The sequence below is a fragment of the Methylorubrum suomiense genome, from assembly GCF_022179765.1.
In the GTDB taxonomy this organism is placed as follows: Bacteria; Pseudomonadota; Alphaproteobacteria; order Rhizobiales; family Beijerinckiaceae; genus Methylobacterium; species Methylobacterium suomiense.
The window spans coordinates 206,910-222,867 of record NZ_BPRE01000006.1; the positions used below are offsets into that span (position 1 = coordinate 206,910).

Sequence of the window (15,958 nt, forward strand, 5' to 3'; positions counted from 1 at the left end):
AGCTTATTCGAAATAGTACAAATCAGATCTGCTCTTGATCGCTCGCTGCGAGAGCCAGGGTCGAGCCGCGCAGCACCATCGCGCTCAACGCCATCGCTTCGTTCTGTTACGGGCTCTTGCGCCCGCACCGCTTGGCCCCGAACGTCCGAGACCGATGAACGCCCCATCCGCCCGCCGCATCCTGATCGCGAGCTTCGTCGGCACCGCGATCGAGTTCTACGATTTCTACATCTACGCCACCGCCGCGGCGTTGGTGATCGGCCCGATCTTCTTCCCCGCGGGCGCCCCCGGGGTGCAGACGCTCCAGGCCTTCGCCACCTTCGCCATCGCGTTCCTGGCCCGGCCGGTCGGGGCGGCGGCGTTCGGGCATTTCGGCGATCGGATCGGGCGCAAGGCGACGCTGGTCGCCTCGCTGATGATCATGGGCCTCTCCACCGTGCTGATCGGCTGCCTGCCGGGCTACGCCGCCATCGGCTGGTGGGCTCCGGCGCTGCTGTGCCTGCTGCGCTTCGGCCAGGGCCTCGGCTTCGGCGGGGAATGGGGCGGGGCGGCCCTGCTCGCGGTCGAGAACGCACCGCCGGGGCGGCGCGCGCTCTACGGCATCTTCCCGCAGCTCGGCGCACCGGTGGGCTTCGTCAGCGCCAACCTGCTGTTCCTCGGGCTCAGCGTGGCGCTCAGCCCGGAGGCTTTCGAATCCTGGGGCTGGCGCCTGCCGTTCCTGGCCTCCGCCGCCCTGGTTGGGGTCGGGCTCTACGTGCGGCTGAAGCTGACCGAGACGCCGGCCTTCCGCGCGGCCCTGGCCGAGGCGCCGCCGGAGCGGGTGCCGCTCGCCACCATCTTCACCCGGCACCTGCGCGCGACCCTGCTCGGGACCTTCGCCATGGTGGCGGCCTACGCCGTGTTCTATCTCTCGACCGTGTTCGCCCTGAGCTATGGCACCGCGAGCCTCGGCTACGCGCGCAAGACGTTCCTGCTGTTCGAATGCGTGGCGATCCTGTTCATGGCGCTGGCGATTCCCCTTTCCGGGCTCGCCGCCGACCGGTTCGGCCGCCGCCCGGTGATGCTGTCGGGACTTGCGAGCACCGCCGCCCTCGGCGGACTGATCGGCCCGATGCTCGGCAGCGGCGAGCCGGTCCTCGTCCTCGGCTTCCTGTGCCTCGCGCTGTTCGCCATGGGCTGGATCTTCGGGCCGATGGGGGCGCTCCTGCCGGAACTCTTCCCGACCCGCGTGCGCTACACCGGTGCGTCGGTGACCTACAATCTCGCCGGCATCGTCGGGGCGGCCGGGGCGCCCTTCGCGGCCCAATGGCTCGTGGCCCAGGGTGGGATCGGCCTCGTTGGGCTCTACCTCGCCGCCGCCGCCGGCCTCAGCTTCGCCGCCGTACTGGCCATGCCCGAGACCGGAGGGCGGCTCCGAGGAGGGGTAGCCATGCATGAAGAGCATAGCGCGCAATAAATAGATTGCGCGCAATCGATCGATTGTCTATCCCTGCCGCCAAGCCGAACGGATCGGCTCTCCCGACATCCGAACCACGAGGATACGACCATGACCGTCGACGTGAAGTACCGCACCACCGCCTCCGCCACCGGCGGCCGTGACGGCTCCGCCCGCACCGAGGAAGGCAATTTCGAGGTCAAGCTCTCGACCCCGAAGGAACTCGGCGGCGCGGGCGGCTCCGGCGCCAACCCGGAGCAGCTGTTCGCGGCGGGCTATTCCGCCTGTTTCCTCGGCGCCCTGAAGGTGGCCGGCGGCCAGCTTAAGCTGAAGGTACCGGCCGAGACCCAGGTCACCGCCACCGTCGGCATCGGCCCGCGCTCGGAAGGCGGCTTCGGCATCACCGCCGATCTCAAGGTCGATCTCCCCGGCCTCGACCGCGCCGATGCCCAGCGCTTGGTCGACGCCGCCCACCAGATCTGCCCGTACTCCAATGCCACCCGCGGCAACGTGGATGTCGGCCTGACGCTGGCCTGATCGGCGTCGCAGCGCTCGCCGATGTGAGGGCGCTCCCGGCTTCGGCCGGGGGCGTTTTTTCTGGCCGGGACACGGCCCCTCTCGGAACTGGCCTCGAGACCGTCACCGTCCTCTCGGGGCGTTGCCTATCACGCCCCGCGCATACAACGGTGTGGGGTCAGGCCGGTTGAGCCCTCAACCGCCCGGAGCGAGCGGATCACGGCGCGTCGATCGTCCGCTTCTGCACGCCGCCCTTGGCCATCACCGGCTTCTTTGCGGAGATGATCCGCGAGTTCACTCCGGTCCAGCCGATTTCGCCCGAGAGCCGCCCGTACTCGATCTTCGGGCAGCGGTTCATGATGACCGCAACGCCCGCCGCCTCGGCGCGGGAAGCCGCCGCGTCGTCGCGCACGCCGAGCTGCATCCAGATCACCTTCGGTCGCGCCGGCAGCGCCAGCGCCTCGTCGACCAAAGGCCCGGCCGCGGCGGAATTGCGGAAGATCTCGACCATGTCGACCGGGCCGGGCAAGTCGGCGAGGCGGGCCACGACCGGCCGCCCGAGCAGGCTCTGGCCGGCCAGGCCGGGATTGACCGGAATCACCGTATAGCCGCGTTCGGACAGGTACTTGAACACGATGTAGCTCGGGCGGGCCGGGTTGGCCGAGGCGCCCACCAGCGCGATCGAGCGCGTCGCCCTGAGGATCTCGCGGATCCGCGCGTCGGGGTAGCGGTCGTGCCGGGTCGCAATGCCCTCTGGGGCGCCGTCGAGGGTCGGGATCATGGCAGCCCTTGTCGGCCAAGGCGCGCCGTGCTGCAAGGCGGAGCATGAGCACCACCGCGATGACGCTCGAGGACACGATCGCCTTCCTCGATCGCGATTTCCCGCAGATGAACGCCGGAACGCGCGCCTATCACCTGGAGGCGGTCGGGCCGCTCTCGGCGCGGATGCGGCTCGACGGCGGGACGCAGCACCTGCGCCCGGGCGGGACCGTCTCCGGTCCCGCCATGATGGCCCTCGCGGATTACGCGCTCTACGCCGCGATCCTGGCCAATATCGGCCCGGTGGCCCTCGCGGTCACGACCAATCTCGCGTTCAACTTCCTGCGCCGTCCCGGCCCCGGCAGCCTCGTGGCCGAGTGCCGCCTGCTCAAGCTGGGGCGCCGCCTCGCGGTCGGCGAGGTGGCGATCCGGAGCCTGGGCGCGGACGAGATCGTCTGCCATGCCACCGGCACCTACTCGATCCCGCCGGAGCGGTGAGCTACTCCGCCGGGACCGCGGCGGGGGTGGTCGGACGGCTCTGTGTGCCGCCCTTGGTGCCGCCTTTCGGCTCGTAGCCGTAGGTCTCGGGCATGAACAGCAGATAGACCACGAAGCCCGCCGCCGCGATCGAGGCGAGAACCAGGAAGGCCGCGGAATAGCCCGCGCCGACGATGATGACGCCGGCGAGCGTCGCGCTGAAGGACGCGCCGAGACCCTGGGCGGTCGCCACCGCGCCCTGCGCGACGTTGAACCGCCCGGTGCCGCGGGTCAGGTCGGCCACGATGATCGGGAACAGCGCGCCGAAGATGCCGGCGCCGATGCCGTCGAGGCACTGCACCGCCACGAGCCAGAACGGGTTGTCCGAGAAGGTGTAGAGCACCCCGCGCAGAGCCAGGAAGCCGAAGGCGGCCAGGAAGATCGGCTTGCGGCCGAAGCTGTCGGCCTTGCGTCCGACCATCACGGCGATCGGCACCATGACGAGCTGGGCCGCGACGATGCAGATCGCGATGAGCGAGGTCGCGTAATCCTTGCCCACCACCTTGGTCAGGAGTTGGCCGACGGAGGGCAGCATCGCCGCGTTGGCGAGGTGGAAGGCGGCGCAGAGGCCGGCGAACAGCATCAGGTGGCGGTTGCGCAGGAGCAGGCTGAGACCCGAGGGCTGCTCGCTGCCCTGGTCCTCGGCCTGATCGAGGCCACGGGCGAGGTCGTCGTCGATCTCGCTGGCCGGCACCGTCAGCATCGCGGCGATGGAGAGCGCGGCGAGGATGCCCATCAGCCAGAACACGACGATCGGCCCGAACAGGTAGGCGAGGCCGCCCGCCAGCATCGCCGAGACGGCGTTGCCCGCATGGTTGAAGCCCTCGTTGCGGCCGATCTGCTTGGCGAAGTATTTCGGTCCGACGATGCCGAGGGTGATGCCGGCGAGCGCGGGCGGGAAGATCGCCCCGGCGATGGCCGAGACCGACTGGGTCGCCGCCACGAGGAAGAATTCCGAGATCCAGGGCAGGACGAGGCAGCTCAGCGTCACGGCCACCGCTGCGGCGATGACGATGGCGCGCTTGTTGCGGCTGCGGTCGATGAAGGCGCCGGCCGGGGTTTGGGCGATCAGGCCGGCAATGCCCGCGATCGTCATGACGAGGCCGATGGTCGCCTCGTTCCAGCCCTGCTCGGGACCGCGCACCGCGAGCAGATAGATCGCGAGATAGGGTCCGAGACCGTCGCGCACGTCGGCGAGGGTGAAGTTGAGCATGTCGAGGCCGCGCAGGGCCGCGCGCGAGGGCTGGCGCTCCGGAGCGGAAGCAGGAGGCGAGTCGGGCACCATCGGCGGTCTCGAGGTTGGAGAAGCGATTCGGGTGGGGCCCGATCATGCTGCGCCGCGCTAAACCCCCCATCCGCAGAGGGTTCCGCGCGAACCGCCTTCGCAATCCCGCACCGGTCTTCACGTTTTCGTGTCTTCGCGCAACGCGGGGTCGGCGTCGACCTCGGCTCGACCGACAGCCACCGATTGCAGGTGTCGCACCGGCACAACAGCGACCGGGCAACCGACCGGGACGCGGTGAGGAACGGTTAACCATCCCGGCCGTATCCCGTATCGGAGGCTCCCGGAACCCTGGCCGACCGATGCAGCCGCGCGCCCGCACCTTTCGCTTCGGACTTCTCCGCTCCCTCCGCGTCGCCGGGAGCTTGGTCGCGCTCGCCCTGGGCCCGGCCCTGATCGCCGGTCCCGCCCCGGCCCAGGATGGGATCGGCGCCGGCCCGGCTCGCAACGCGGCGATCGCCATCGCGGCCGATCTCGCGAGCCAGGGGGGCACGACCAAGCTCGTTCTCACCCTCTCCAAGGCGGTCGAGGCCCGCGCCTTCGTGATGGAGCGCCCCGACCGGGCGGTGATCGACCTGCCCGAGGTGAATTTCCAGCTCGGTAGCGAGGCCGGGCGTCACCGCGATGGCGTCGTCGCCTCCTTCCGCTACGGATTGTTCGCGCCCGGGCGCTCGCGGATCGTCGTCGATCTCGCCGGCCCGGCGGTGGTCGACGCGATCGAGACCACGAAGACCCGCGGCGGGGCGACCCTCGTTACCATCCCGTTCCGCCGGGTCGAGCGCGACGCGTTCCGCAAGGCGTCCGTCGCGGGCGATCCGAATCCCTCGGCCGCCAAGGCACCGCCGCCGCGGGAGGCCGCCGATACGCGCCCGCTCATTGTGATCGATGCCGGCCATGGCGGCATCGATCCGGGCGCCATCGCAGCCACCGGCGTCTACGAGAAGGACATCGTGTTCGGCTTCGCCCAGGCGCTCGTCGAGCGGCTCGAGGGGACGGGGCGCTACCGGATCGCCATGACCCGCGACCGGGACGTGTTCGTGTCGCTCTCCGAGCGGGTGCGCATCGCCCGCGAGGCCAGGGCGGACCTGTTCGTCTCGATCCATGCCGATTCGATCTCGGCGGCGCCCCAGGTGAAGGGCGCCACGATCTATACCGGTTCCGAGAAGGCGACCGACGGCGAATCGGCCCGGCTCGCGGAACGGGAGAACAAGGCCGATGCCGCGGGCGGCGCCGATTCGGGGGAGGGCGCCACCGATGTCGCCGACATCCTGCAGGAACTGACGTTGCGCGAGACCCGCGGCTTCTCGTCGGGCTTCGCCGCGAAGCTGATGGGCCAGCTCTCGCCCGTCATGGAAATGAGCGCGAAGCCCCACCGCGAAGCCGGGTTCCGCGTGCTGCGCTCCCCCGACGTGCCCTCCGTGCTGGTCGAGCTCGGCTATCTGTCGAGCAAGAGCGATCTGGAGAAACTGCTCTCGGAGGAGTGGCGCACCAAGGTCACGGGTTCGATGGCGAAAGCCATCGATCTGTTCTTCGCCGGCCGGGCGACGCTCTCCCGCCCGACGCCGACGCCGCCGCGCAAGGCGGCCTCCATCGCCCCAGTTTCACCATAGAACCGGTGTCGATACGGGGCCTTCACGAGAGACCCCCGCCCGCCCAACACCGCGCGGATCGCGCGGGGTCTCGACACGAGCCCTGAGCCTCGGCCGGCCCCTGGTGCCGAACCCGATCTCAATCGTGCAGCGGACGAGCGACGGACGGACACCGGATGCGTTTCATCCTGCGATTCTTCGCTTTCCTGTTCTCGGCCGGGGCGGTGCTGTTCTGCGTCGCGGCGGCCGTCGGCGCGTTCTTCTACTGGAAGTACAGCCAGGACCTGCCGGACCACGCCGCGCTCGCCAATTACGAGCCGCCGGTGATGACCCGCGTGCACGCGGCGGACGGCTCGCTGCTCGCCGAATACGCGCATGAGCGGCGTCTCTACCTGCCGATCCAGGCGATGCCCAAGATCGTGGTCGCCGCCTTCCTCTCGGCGGAGGACAAGAACTTCTACAAGCACGGCGGCATCGACCCCGAGGGCATCGTCCGCGCGATCCTGACCAACGCGCAATCGGGCAAGAAGCAGGGTGCCTCGACCATCACCCAGCAGGTGGCCAAGAACTTCCTGCTGTCCAACGAGCAGACCTACGACCGCAAGATCAAGGAAGCCCTGATCGCGCTGCGGATCGAATCGGCCTACTCCAAGGACAAGATCCTCGAGCTGTACCTGAACGAGATCTTCCTCGGCACCATCGTGCCCGGACGCAACCTGCACGGCGTCGCCGCGGCCGCGCTCGACTATTTCGGCAAGTCCGTCCACGAGTTGACCATCAACGAGGCCGCCTACCTCGCCGCGCTGCCGAAGGGGCCGAACAACTACCACCCCTACCGCAAGACCCAGGCGGCCCTCTCGCGCCGCAACGAGATCATCGGCCTGATGGCCCAGAACGGCTACATCGCCCAGGACGAGGCGGTGGAAGCCAAGAAGCAGCCGCTCGGCGTCAACCCGCGCGTCGCCTTCCCGAACGCGGCCAACGCCAATTACTTCACGGAAGAGGTCCGCCGCGAGATCTCCGAGCGCTACGGCCAGACCAAGCTCTACGAGGGCGGCCTGTCGGTGCGCGCCACCCTCGATCCGAAGATGCAGTCCTGGGCCCGCAAGGCGCTGGTGGACGGGCTGGTCCGCTACGATCAGGGCCGTGGCTGGCGCGGCGCCGAGCGACAGGTCGATCTCGTCGGCCGCGATTGGGGTCTGGCCGTCTCGGAGATGCCCGCGCTCGGCGACATCGCTCCCTGGCGGCTCGCCGTGGTGCTGAGCACCTCCGGCGGCGTGGCGCAGATCGGACTGCAGCCGAAGCGCGAAGCCTCCGGCGCCGTCTCCAAGGAGCGCGAGACCGGCTCGATCACCGCCGAGGGGGTGAAGTGGACGGGACGCCCGGTCGCCACCGCGCTCAAGGCCGGCGACGTGGTCTATGTCGAGCCGATGGATGCCGGCCGCGCCCTCTATCGCCTGCGGCAGAAGCCCGAGGTGTCCGGCGCCATCGTGGCGATGGACCCCTATACCGGCCGCGTCCACGCCATGGTCGGCGGCTTCTCCTACGACGAATCCGAGTTCAACCGCGCGACCCAGGCGATGCGCCAGCCGGGCTCCTCGTTCAAGCCGATCGTCTACTCGGCGGCGCTCGACAACGGCTACACCCCGTCCTCCGTGGTGCAGGATTCGCCGATCACCATCGAGGCCGGTCCCGGCCAGGAGGCGTGGACGCCCTCGAACTACGACGGCAAGTCGGGCGGTCCGCACACCCTGCGCTACGGCATCGAGCACTCGAAGAACCTGATGACGGTGCGGCTCGCCAAGGATATCGGCATGCCGCTCATCGCCGAATATGCCCGCCGCTTCGGCGTCTACGACGACCTGCTCCCCGTCCTGCCGATGTCGCTGGGTGCCGGCGAGACCACGGTGATGCGCATGGTCACCGCCTACTCTATGCTGGCCAACGGCGGACGGCGCATCCGCCCGACGCTGATCGACCGCATCCAGGACCGCACCGGCGAGACGATCTACCGCCACGACAACCGCAAATGCATCGGCTGCGACGCCGAGAAGTGGTCGGGTCAGGACGAGCCCAAGCTCGTGGACGAGTCCGAGCAGGTGCTCGACCCACTGACCGCCTACCAGATGGTCTCGATCATGGAAGGCGTGGTCCAGCGCGGCACCGCCACGCTCCTGAAGCAGATCGGCAAGCCGCTCGCCGGCAAGACCGGCACGACCAACGACGCCAAGGATGCGTGGTTCGTCGGGTTCTCGCCGGATCTGGCGGTCGGCGTCTATCTCGGCTTCGACAAGCCGCGTTCGCTCGGCGACCGGGCGACCGGCGGCGGGCTCGCCGCGCCGATCGTGCTCGACTTCCTGAAGGTCGCGCTCAAGGACAAGCCGCCGACGCCGTTCCGCGTGCCGCCGGGGATCAAGCTGATCCGCGTCAACGCCTCCTCGGGCACCCGCGCCGGCTCAGGTGAGGGCGGCGGGACGATCCTCGAGGCGTTCAAGCCCGGCACCGCACCGCCCGACGCCTACGTCGCCGCGCCGGCCGGCCCGCCCGCCACCGTCCCGCCGGATGCCGGCGCCGCCGCCCAGGCCGGCGGGGTCTACTGAGCCGGATCACCACGCCGACATGAAGGAGCCGCCCCCGCCGGGGCGGCTCTTTTCGTTTCGGCCGACCGATTCAGGGCCGTTCGAGCCGCGGCAACGAGATTCTTCTCCCTCTTGCGAAGGGGGGAGGGGGCGGCGGGAAGGAGCGTCGCAGCGCCACCTGCATCGGCCCCTGCGTTCGTTCTCGCTGCGCAAGGCGCGAGGAGAGGGGGCCGTTCACGCTCACCGGCCGATTGACGGCATATCGTATTCAGAAAAACGATTGCCGTATCGCCCTCGTCTTTTAAAGAAAGAACTTTCGCTTCGGCGCCGAAAAACGCCGGATCATTCCTTTGACGAAGCGCAAGCGCAAGGCGATGATTTCAGGACGCGAAGACGAGATCGGATCACTATTCCGATATGACCTTCGCGAATTCAGACCATCATCGAACCTGAGTGACGACGCCATGTCCCTGCGCGCCTCTTCCGAGCCGATCCGCTTCGCCTACTGGGTGCCGAACGTTTCGGGCGGTCTCGTCATCAGCAAGGTTCCCCAGCGCACCAGCTGGGACGCCGCCTACAATCGTAAGCTCGCCCAGATCGCGGAGGAGGCGGGCTTCGACTACGCCCTGACGCAGATCCGCTTCACCGCCGGCTACGGCGCCGAGTACCAGCACGAATCGGTCGCCTTCAGCCACGCGCTGGCCGCCGCCACGACCCGCCTCACGGTCATCGCCGCGATCCTGCCCGGTCCGTGGAATCCGACGCTTGCGGCCAAGCAGATTGCCACGATCTCGGAACTGACCGAGGGGCGCATCGCCATCAACCTCGTTTCGGGCTGGTTCTCCGGCGAGTTCCGCGCGATCGGCGAACCGTGGCTCGATCACGACGAGCGCTACCGCCGCTCGGAGGAGTTCCTCCGCAGCCTTCGCGGGATCTGGACGCAGGACAACTTCACGTTCCGCGGCGATTTCTACCGCTATACCAACTACACCCTGAAGCCGAAGCCGGAGCGCCTCCCCGAGATCTTCCAGGGCGGCTCCTCGCGGGCGGCCCGCGACATGGCGGCCCGCGTCTCCGACTGGTATTTCACCAACGGCAATACGCCTGAGGGCATCAAGGCCCAGGTCGCCGACCTCCAGGCCAAGGCGCGCGAGAACGGTCATTCGGTCAAGGTCGGCGTCAACGCCTTCGTCATCGCCCGCGAGACGGAGGAGGAGGCCCGGGCCGTCCTTCAGGAGATCATCGACCACGCCGACCCGGACGCCGTGAAGGCCTTCGGCCACGAGGTGAAGAATGCCGGCAAGGCCTCGCCGGAGGGCGAGGGCAACTGGGCGAAATCGACCTTCGAAGACCTCGTCCAGTACAATGACGGCTTCAAGACCAACCTGATCGGCACGCCGGATCAGATCGCCGAGCGCATCGTCGCCCTCAAGGATGCCGGCGTCGACCTCGCGCTGCTGGCCTTCCTGCACTTCCAGGAAGAGGTGAAGTATTTCGGCGACGAGGTGATCCCGCGGGTGCGGGCGCTGGAGGCGGCCAGGGCCGAGCGCGCCGAGGCGGCGTAAGCCAGCTTCCCCGCCCATTCCCCTCATCCTGAGGTGCGTCGCGAAGCGAAGGCTCGAAGGAGAGCTCCAGCTTGCGCGCGATCCCTGGAGCTCTCCTTCGAGGCCCGCTCAGGCGGGCACCTCAGGATGATGGGGATGGGTGGGCCTTCGCATCTTCCCCCCACGACGGAGCCTCTCATGACCATCGCCGTCAGCCCCACCACCGCCGAAACCGGCAGCCGGCCGCAGGGCACGCCCGGCCCCGCCCGCCCGCAGGAACCGGCCCACGTCATCCGCGACGACGCCGAGGCGATCCGGGTCGCCCACCAGCTGGCCGCACGCTTCCGCGAGGGCGCCTCCGAGCGCGACCGCACCAGCGCGCGCCCGCTCGCGGAACTCGACGCCTTCTCGCAGAGCGGCCTGTGGTCGATCAACGTGCCGCGGGCCCATGGCGGGCCGGACGTGTCGTACCGGACGCTGGCCCAGGTGATCGCGATCATCGCGGCGGCCGATCCCTCGATCGCCCAGATCGCCCAGAACCATCTCGGCATCGTCGCGTCGATCCGCACCGTGTCGGATGCGGACCAGCAGGCCGAACTCTTCGCCGAGGTTCTGGCCGGGACCCGCTTCGGCAACGCCTTCTCCGAGAAGGGCACGAAGCGCGCCGCCGAGTTCGAAACCCGCTTCACCGACCATGGCGACCACGTGATCGTGCGGGGCCGGAAGTTCTACGCGTCGGGGGCGCTGCTCGCCCATCTCGTGCCGATCGTCGCCAACGACGAGGAGGGCCGCGCGTGGTACGCCATCGCGGATCGCGACGCGCCGGGGCTCACGGTCATCGATGATTGGTCGAGCTTCGGCCAGCGCGGCACCGCGAGCGGCACCGTGATCATCGAGGACGTGCGGGTGGAGCGACGCCGCCTCGTGCCGGCCTGGCGCGGCTACGCGCATCCGAGCGCGGACGGGGCGATCTTCCAGATCATCCAGGCAGCGGTCGATGCCGGCATCGGCCGGGCGGCGCTCGACGACACGATCGCCTTCGTGCGCGAGAAGGCCCGTCCCTGGATCGACAGCGGCCAGGACAGGGCCTCGGACGATCCCTACACGATCCGCGCCGTCGGCGATCTGACGATCCGCCAGCACGCGGCGGAAGCCCTGCTCGACCGGGCCGGTCTCGCCATCGACGCGGCGGTCGCGAACCCGACGGCCGAGAGCGTCGCGGCCGCCCAGATCGCGACGGCGGAGGCCAAGGTGCTGACCACCGAGGTGGCGCTCGCGGCCGCCAACACCCTGTTCGAATTGTCCGGCACCCGCTCGACGCTTGCCGAGCACAATCTCGATCGCCACTGGCGCAATGCCCGCACCCACACCCTTCACGATCCGGTGCGCTGGAAGATCGCGATCGTCGGCAATCACGCGCTCAACGGCGTGAACCCACCGTTCCACGCCTGGAGCTGACGGTCTTCGGGCCGCCCCGACCGCGTTTCGGGCAGCTGCGCCATACGGGCGCGGCGGAACGCCGGATCAACCCGGCCCTCCGCCGCGTTCTGCCTTCCGGATTTCGATCAATTCCAGACTGGCCCCCGGTGGCCCGTCGCGGATGAGCGGGACGGCAAGGCATGACAGCAGGCTCGACCAGAGACACGCGCTTCGATCCGACGCGCCGGGGAGTGATGGGGGGATGCGCGGCGCTCGCGACCCTCGGTGCGACCTTGCGCGGTCAGGCGGTCGCCGCCCCGGCCGCCGGGGATCCGCAGCCCCAGACCATGCCGGTCTCGCTGACGATCAACGGACAGCGGCACGACCTGACCCTCGACACCCGCACGACCCTGCTCGACGCCCTGCGCGAGCATCTCGACCTGACCGGCTCGAAGAAGGGCTGCGATCACGGCCAGTGCGGCGCCTGCACGGTGCTGGTGAACGGCCGACGCATCAATTCCTGCTTGAGCCTCGCGGCCATGCACGAGGGCGACAACGTCACCACCATCGAGGGGCTGGCCCAGGGCGAAACCCTACATCCGCTCCAGGCGGCCTTCCTGCACCATGACGGCTTCCAGTGCGGCTACTGCACGCCGGGCCAGATCTGCTCCGCCGCCGGCATGCTGTCGGAAATCGAGGCGGGCTGGCCGAGCCACGTCACCGATGACCTGACACAGACGGCCTCGCTGACCGATGAGGAAATCCGCGAGCGCATGAGCGGCAATATCTGCCGTTGCTCGGCCTATCCCAACATCGTCGCGGCGATCCGCGACGCCTCCACCAAGATCTGAGGGCTGAGCCGATGAAAGCCTTCGCCTACGAGCGCCCCACCACCGTCCAGGACGCCGCACGGCTCGCCAGCGAGCGACCGAACGCGCGCTTCATCGCCGGCGGCACCAATCTGCTCGACCTGATGAAGCTTCAGATCGAGACGCCGGCAACGCTCATCGACGTGAACCGCCTGCCGCTCGCCGAAGTCTCCGACACGCCCGAAGGCGGCCTGCGGATCGGCGCCCTCGTGCGCAATTCCGACCTCGCCGCACATCCGCGGGTGCGCAAGGATTACGCGGTGCTGGGCAAAGCCCTGCTCGCGGGTGCCTCGGGCCAGTTGCGCAACAAGGCCACCACGGCCGGCAACCTGTTGCAGCGGACCCGCTGCTACTACTTCTACGACACGACCCAGCCTTGCAACAAGCGCGAGCCCGGCTCGGGCTGCTCCGCCATCGGCGGGTTCAACCGCATCATGGCGGTGCTCGGCACGAGCGAGGCCTGCATCGCGACCAATCCGTCCGACATGAACGTGGCGATGCGGGCACTCGACGCCACCGTGGAGACGACGAATCCGCAGGGCCAGTCGCGGACGATTCCGATGGCCGATTTCCATCGCCTGCCCGGCGACACACCGCAGGTCGAGACGACTCTGAAGCCCGGCGAATTGATCACGGCGGTGACTTTGCCGAAGCCCGTCGAGGGCGTGCATCTCTACCGGAAGGTCCGGGATCGCGCATCCTATGCCTTCGCCACCGTGTCGGTCGCGGCGATCATCGCCAAGGGTGACGGCGACAAGCCGCGACTGGCCAAACTGGCCTTCGGCGGGCTCGCCCACAAGCCGTGGCGGGTCGAGGCGGCGGAAGCCGCCCTCGTCGAGACCGGCTCGGCCGACGCCGCCGCCGATCGGGTGCTGGAGGGCGCCCGCGGTTACGGTTCGAACGATTTCAAGATCCCGCTGACCCGCCGGACGCTGCGCGCGACCATCGCCGAAGCCCTGCGCGCTTAGGGACCGCGAGCCGCGCTTCCGCACTCCTTTCAAGGTCGGCTTTCCTAGGAGGCCGACCCCCACCTTTCGACTCGATGCTTCGAGGACACCCGCCATGGACATGAACCAGCCGATCGGCACCACGCCGCTGGACCGGGCGGACGGCCTGGTCGGGCGACCGATCGACCGCATCGACGGCCGCCTCAAGGTGACCGGCCGGGCTCCCTACGCCTACGAAGTCCGCGATCTGGCGAAACCGGCCTACGGCTTCATCGTCGAGGCCTCGATCGCCAAGGGCACGATCCGCCGGCTCGACACCGACGCGGCACGGCGGGCGCCGGGCGTGCTGCTCGTCATGACCCACGAGAACGTGCCGGAGCAGGGGGAGAAGAAGGAGCAGGTGTTCCCGCAATTGCAGGGCGCCGAGATCCGTTTCCGGGGCCAGCCCATCGCCTTCGTGGTGGCCGAAAGCTTCGAGCAGGCCCGCGCGGCGGCGGCCCTCGTGAAGGCCGATTACGCGGTGCAGACCCCGCAGGCCTCGCTCCGGGACGCCAAACCCACGGCGTTCGAGCCGAAGGCGATGCAGACGCCGCCGGATTCGAAGCTCGGTGATTTCGACGGCGCCTTCGCCGCCGCACCGGTGAAGCTCGACGTGGAATACACCACGCCGGTGCAGATCCACGCCCAGATGGAGCCGCACGCCACCATCGCCTCGTGGGAATCGGGCCAGGACGGCGAGCGGGTGACGCTGTACACGGCAAACCAAATGCTCAACCGCGGCCAGGCCTCGCTGGCCCAGGTGCTGAAGCTCGACCCGAAGAATGTACGCCTGATCTCGCATTACATCGGCGGCGGCTTCGGCTCGAAACTGCAGCCGCAGCCGGAAGCGACGCTCGCGGCCCTCGCGTCGCGCAGCCTGCGCCGCCCCGTGAAGGTGGCGATGACGCGCCAGCAGGAATTCCACGTCGCGACCCACCGTTCGGACACGATCCAGCGCATCCGCCTCGGGGCCGACGCGAACGGGCGGCTGACCGCCATCGGCCACGAATCCTGGTCGGCGGCCACCCCGGGAGACGGCTTCTACGAGACCTCGGCCAACGTCACCCGCGCGCTCTACGCGGCGGAGAACCGCATCACCCGGCACCGGCTCGCCAATCTCAACAAGCCCGTCGCCTCGGCGATGCGGGCCCCCGGCGAGGCCGTCGGGCAGCTCGCCTTCGAATGCGCCATGGACGAGTTGGCCGAGCAGCTGAAGGTCGATCCGATCGAGCTGCGCATCCGCAACGAGCCGGAGCAGGACCCCGAGAAGAAGGTCCCGTTCTCGACGCGTCAGCTGGTGGCCTGCATGCGCGAGGGCGCGCAGCGCTTCGGTTGGGACAAGCGCGGCGCGGTCGGCGCGACGCGGGACGGGCGCTGGCTCGTCGGCATGGGTATGGCCGCCGCGGCGCGGCTCAACCCGCTGATGCCCTCGCAGGCGAGCGTCCGGCTGAATCCCGACGGCACCCTCACGGTGCGCATGGCCATGACCGATATCGGCACCGGCACCTACACGATCCTGGCGCAGGTCGCGGGCGAGATGATGGGCCTGCCGGTGGAGCGCATCCGTGTCGAGATCGGCGACACGGCCTATCCGAAGGCGGCGGGCTCCGGCGGCTCCTTCGGTGCGGGCTCGGCCGGCTCGGCGCTCTACGTCGCCTGCGACAACCTCCGTCAGGCGCTGCTGACGCAGGCCGGCCTGAACCCGGAGGGCGCGACATTCGCCGAGGGGCGTGTCGTCTCGGGCAACCGATCCGAGGCTCTGACCGATCTCGCCGGCAAGGACGGCGTCGAGGCCAAGGGCGAGATCAAGCCCGGCGCGATGAAGGAGAAATACTCGCAGCACTCCTACGGCGCGCATTTCGCCGAGGTCGGCGTCGACGCTGACACCGGCGAGATCCGGCTGCGGCGCATGCTCGGAGTGTTCACCGGCGGACGCATCCTCAACCAGAAGACCGCCCGCTCGCAGGCGCTCGGCGGGATGATCTTCGGCATCGGCGCCGCCCTGATGGAGGCCGCCGAGATCGACACCCGCACCGGCCAGTTCGTGAACCACGATCTCGCCGAGTACCACGTCCCGGCGCATGCCGACGTGCCGGCCATCGACGCGATGTTCCTGCCGGAACTCGACGACAAGTCGAACCCCCTGAAGAGCAAGGGGCTCGGCGAGGTCAGCATCTGCGGCGCGGGCGCGGCTCTGGCCAACGCCGTCTACAACGCCACCGGCGTGCGCATCCGCGAATACCCGCTCACCCTCGACAAGGTGCTCGAGGGCTGGGACGAGCACGAGGGCCACGCGCAGCGGCGGACCTGAGGCGGCGGCCGGAGAGCGTTTTCCAACCCTCTCCCTCATCCTGAGGCGGCGGCGCGCAGCGCCGCCCTCGAAGGAGGCCTCCAGGAATCGCGCGGCGGTCTGGAAGCCTCCTTCGAGGCTACGCTTCGCTCC

At 69.3% G+C, this 15,958-nt stretch carries 12 protein-coding genes; 10 read left to right on the forward strand and 2 right to left on the reverse strand.

Annotation, left to right across the window (positions count from 1 at the left end):
* Window positions 1-154: 154 nt before the first annotated feature.
* Window positions 155-1,456, forward strand: coding sequence for an MFS transporter (locus MFF26_RS11560; RefSeq protein WP_137828637.1), 1,302 nt, complete (start codon window positions 155-157; stop codon window positions 1,454-1,456).
* Window positions 1,457-1,546: 90 nt separating this feature from the next.
* The gene (locus tag MFF26_RS11565; RefSeq protein WP_137828638.1) at window positions 1,547-1,972 is read left to right on the forward strand and encodes an organic hydroperoxide resistance protein; all 426 of its coding nucleotides are present in this window, start codon (window positions 1,547-1,549) and stop codon (window positions 1,970-1,972) included.
* Window positions 1,973-2,168: 196 nt separating this feature from the next.
* On the opposite strand, the gene MFF26_RS11570 is transcribed toward MFF26_RS11565, so the two are convergent.
* Window positions 2,169-2,732 carry a CoA-binding protein gene (locus MFF26_RS11570; RefSeq protein WP_238308001.1) on the reverse strand — a complete coding sequence of 188 codons (564 nt, stop codon included), beginning with the start codon at window positions 2,730-2,732 and terminating at the stop codon, window positions 2,169-2,171.
* A gap of 44 nt (window positions 2,733-2,776) precedes the next feature.
* Between MFF26_RS11570 and MFF26_RS11575 the strand changes: the two genes are divergently transcribed.
* Window positions 2,777-3,208 carry a PaaI family thioesterase gene (locus MFF26_RS11575; RefSeq protein WP_238308002.1) on the forward strand — a complete coding sequence of 144 codons (432 nt, stop codon included), beginning with the start codon at window positions 2,777-2,779 and terminating at the stop codon, window positions 3,206-3,208.
* A gap of 1 nt (window position 3,209) precedes the next feature.
* Here the strand turns inward: MFF26_RS11575 and MFF26_RS11580 are convergent, their stop codons facing one another.
* Entirely contained in the window at window positions 3,210-4,532 is a 1,323-nt protein-coding gene (locus tag MFF26_RS11580) for an MFS transporter (RefSeq protein ID WP_137828640.1), read from the reverse strand.
* 299 nt (window positions 4,533-4,831) lie between these two features.
* Between MFF26_RS11580 and MFF26_RS11585 the strand changes: the two genes are divergently transcribed.
* From MFF26_RS11585 to MFF26_RS11615, 7 genes are all read left to right on the forward strand, one after another.
* Window positions 4,832-6,139: an N-acetylmuramoyl-L-alanine amidase gene (locus tag MFF26_RS11585; protein ID WP_137828641.1), complete on the forward strand. Its 1,308-nt coding sequence runs from the start codon at window positions 4,832-4,834 to the stop codon at window positions 6,137-6,139.
* A 155-nt stretch (window positions 6,140-6,294) separates the two neighbouring features.
* Window positions 6,295-8,718 (forward strand): penicillin-binding protein 1A, encoded by a 2,424-nt coding sequence (locus MFF26_RS11590; protein WP_137828642.1) that lies wholly within the window; start codon window positions 6,295-6,297, stop codon window positions 8,716-8,718.
* 443 nt (window positions 8,719-9,161) lie between these two features.
* Window positions 9,162-10,262, forward strand: a complete 1,101-nt coding sequence (gene sfnG / locus MFF26_RS11595) for a dimethylsulfone monooxygenase SfnG (RefSeq protein WP_137828643.1) — start codon at window positions 9,162-9,164, stop codon at window positions 10,260-10,262.
* Between the two features lie 177 nt (window positions 10,263-10,439).
* Window positions 10,440-11,699, forward strand: coding sequence for an SfnB family sulfur acquisition oxidoreductase (locus tag MFF26_RS11600; RefSeq protein WP_137828644.1), 1,260 nt, complete (start codon window positions 10,440-10,442; stop codon window positions 11,697-11,699).
* 161 nt (window positions 11,700-11,860) lie between these two features.
* Window positions 11,861-12,511, forward strand: coding sequence for an aldehyde dehydrogenase iron-sulfur subunit PaoA (gene paoA / locus MFF26_RS11605; RefSeq protein ID WP_137828645.1), 651 nt, complete (start codon window positions 11,861-11,863; stop codon window positions 12,509-12,511).
* Between the two features lie 11 nt (window positions 12,512-12,522).
* The gene (locus tag MFF26_RS11610) at window positions 12,523-13,497 is read left to right on the forward strand and encodes an FAD binding domain-containing protein (protein WP_238308003.1); all 975 of its coding nucleotides are present in this window, start codon (window positions 12,523-12,525) and stop codon (window positions 13,495-13,497) included.
* Window positions 13,498-13,591: 94 nt separating this feature from the next.
* On the forward strand, window positions 13,592-15,826 hold the full coding sequence (locus MFF26_RS11615) for a xanthine dehydrogenase family protein molybdopterin-binding subunit (RefSeq protein WP_238308004.1): 2,235 nt from the start codon (window positions 13,592-13,594) through the stop codon (window positions 15,824-15,826).
* The last annotated feature ends 132 nt before the right edge of the window (window positions 15,827-15,958 follow it).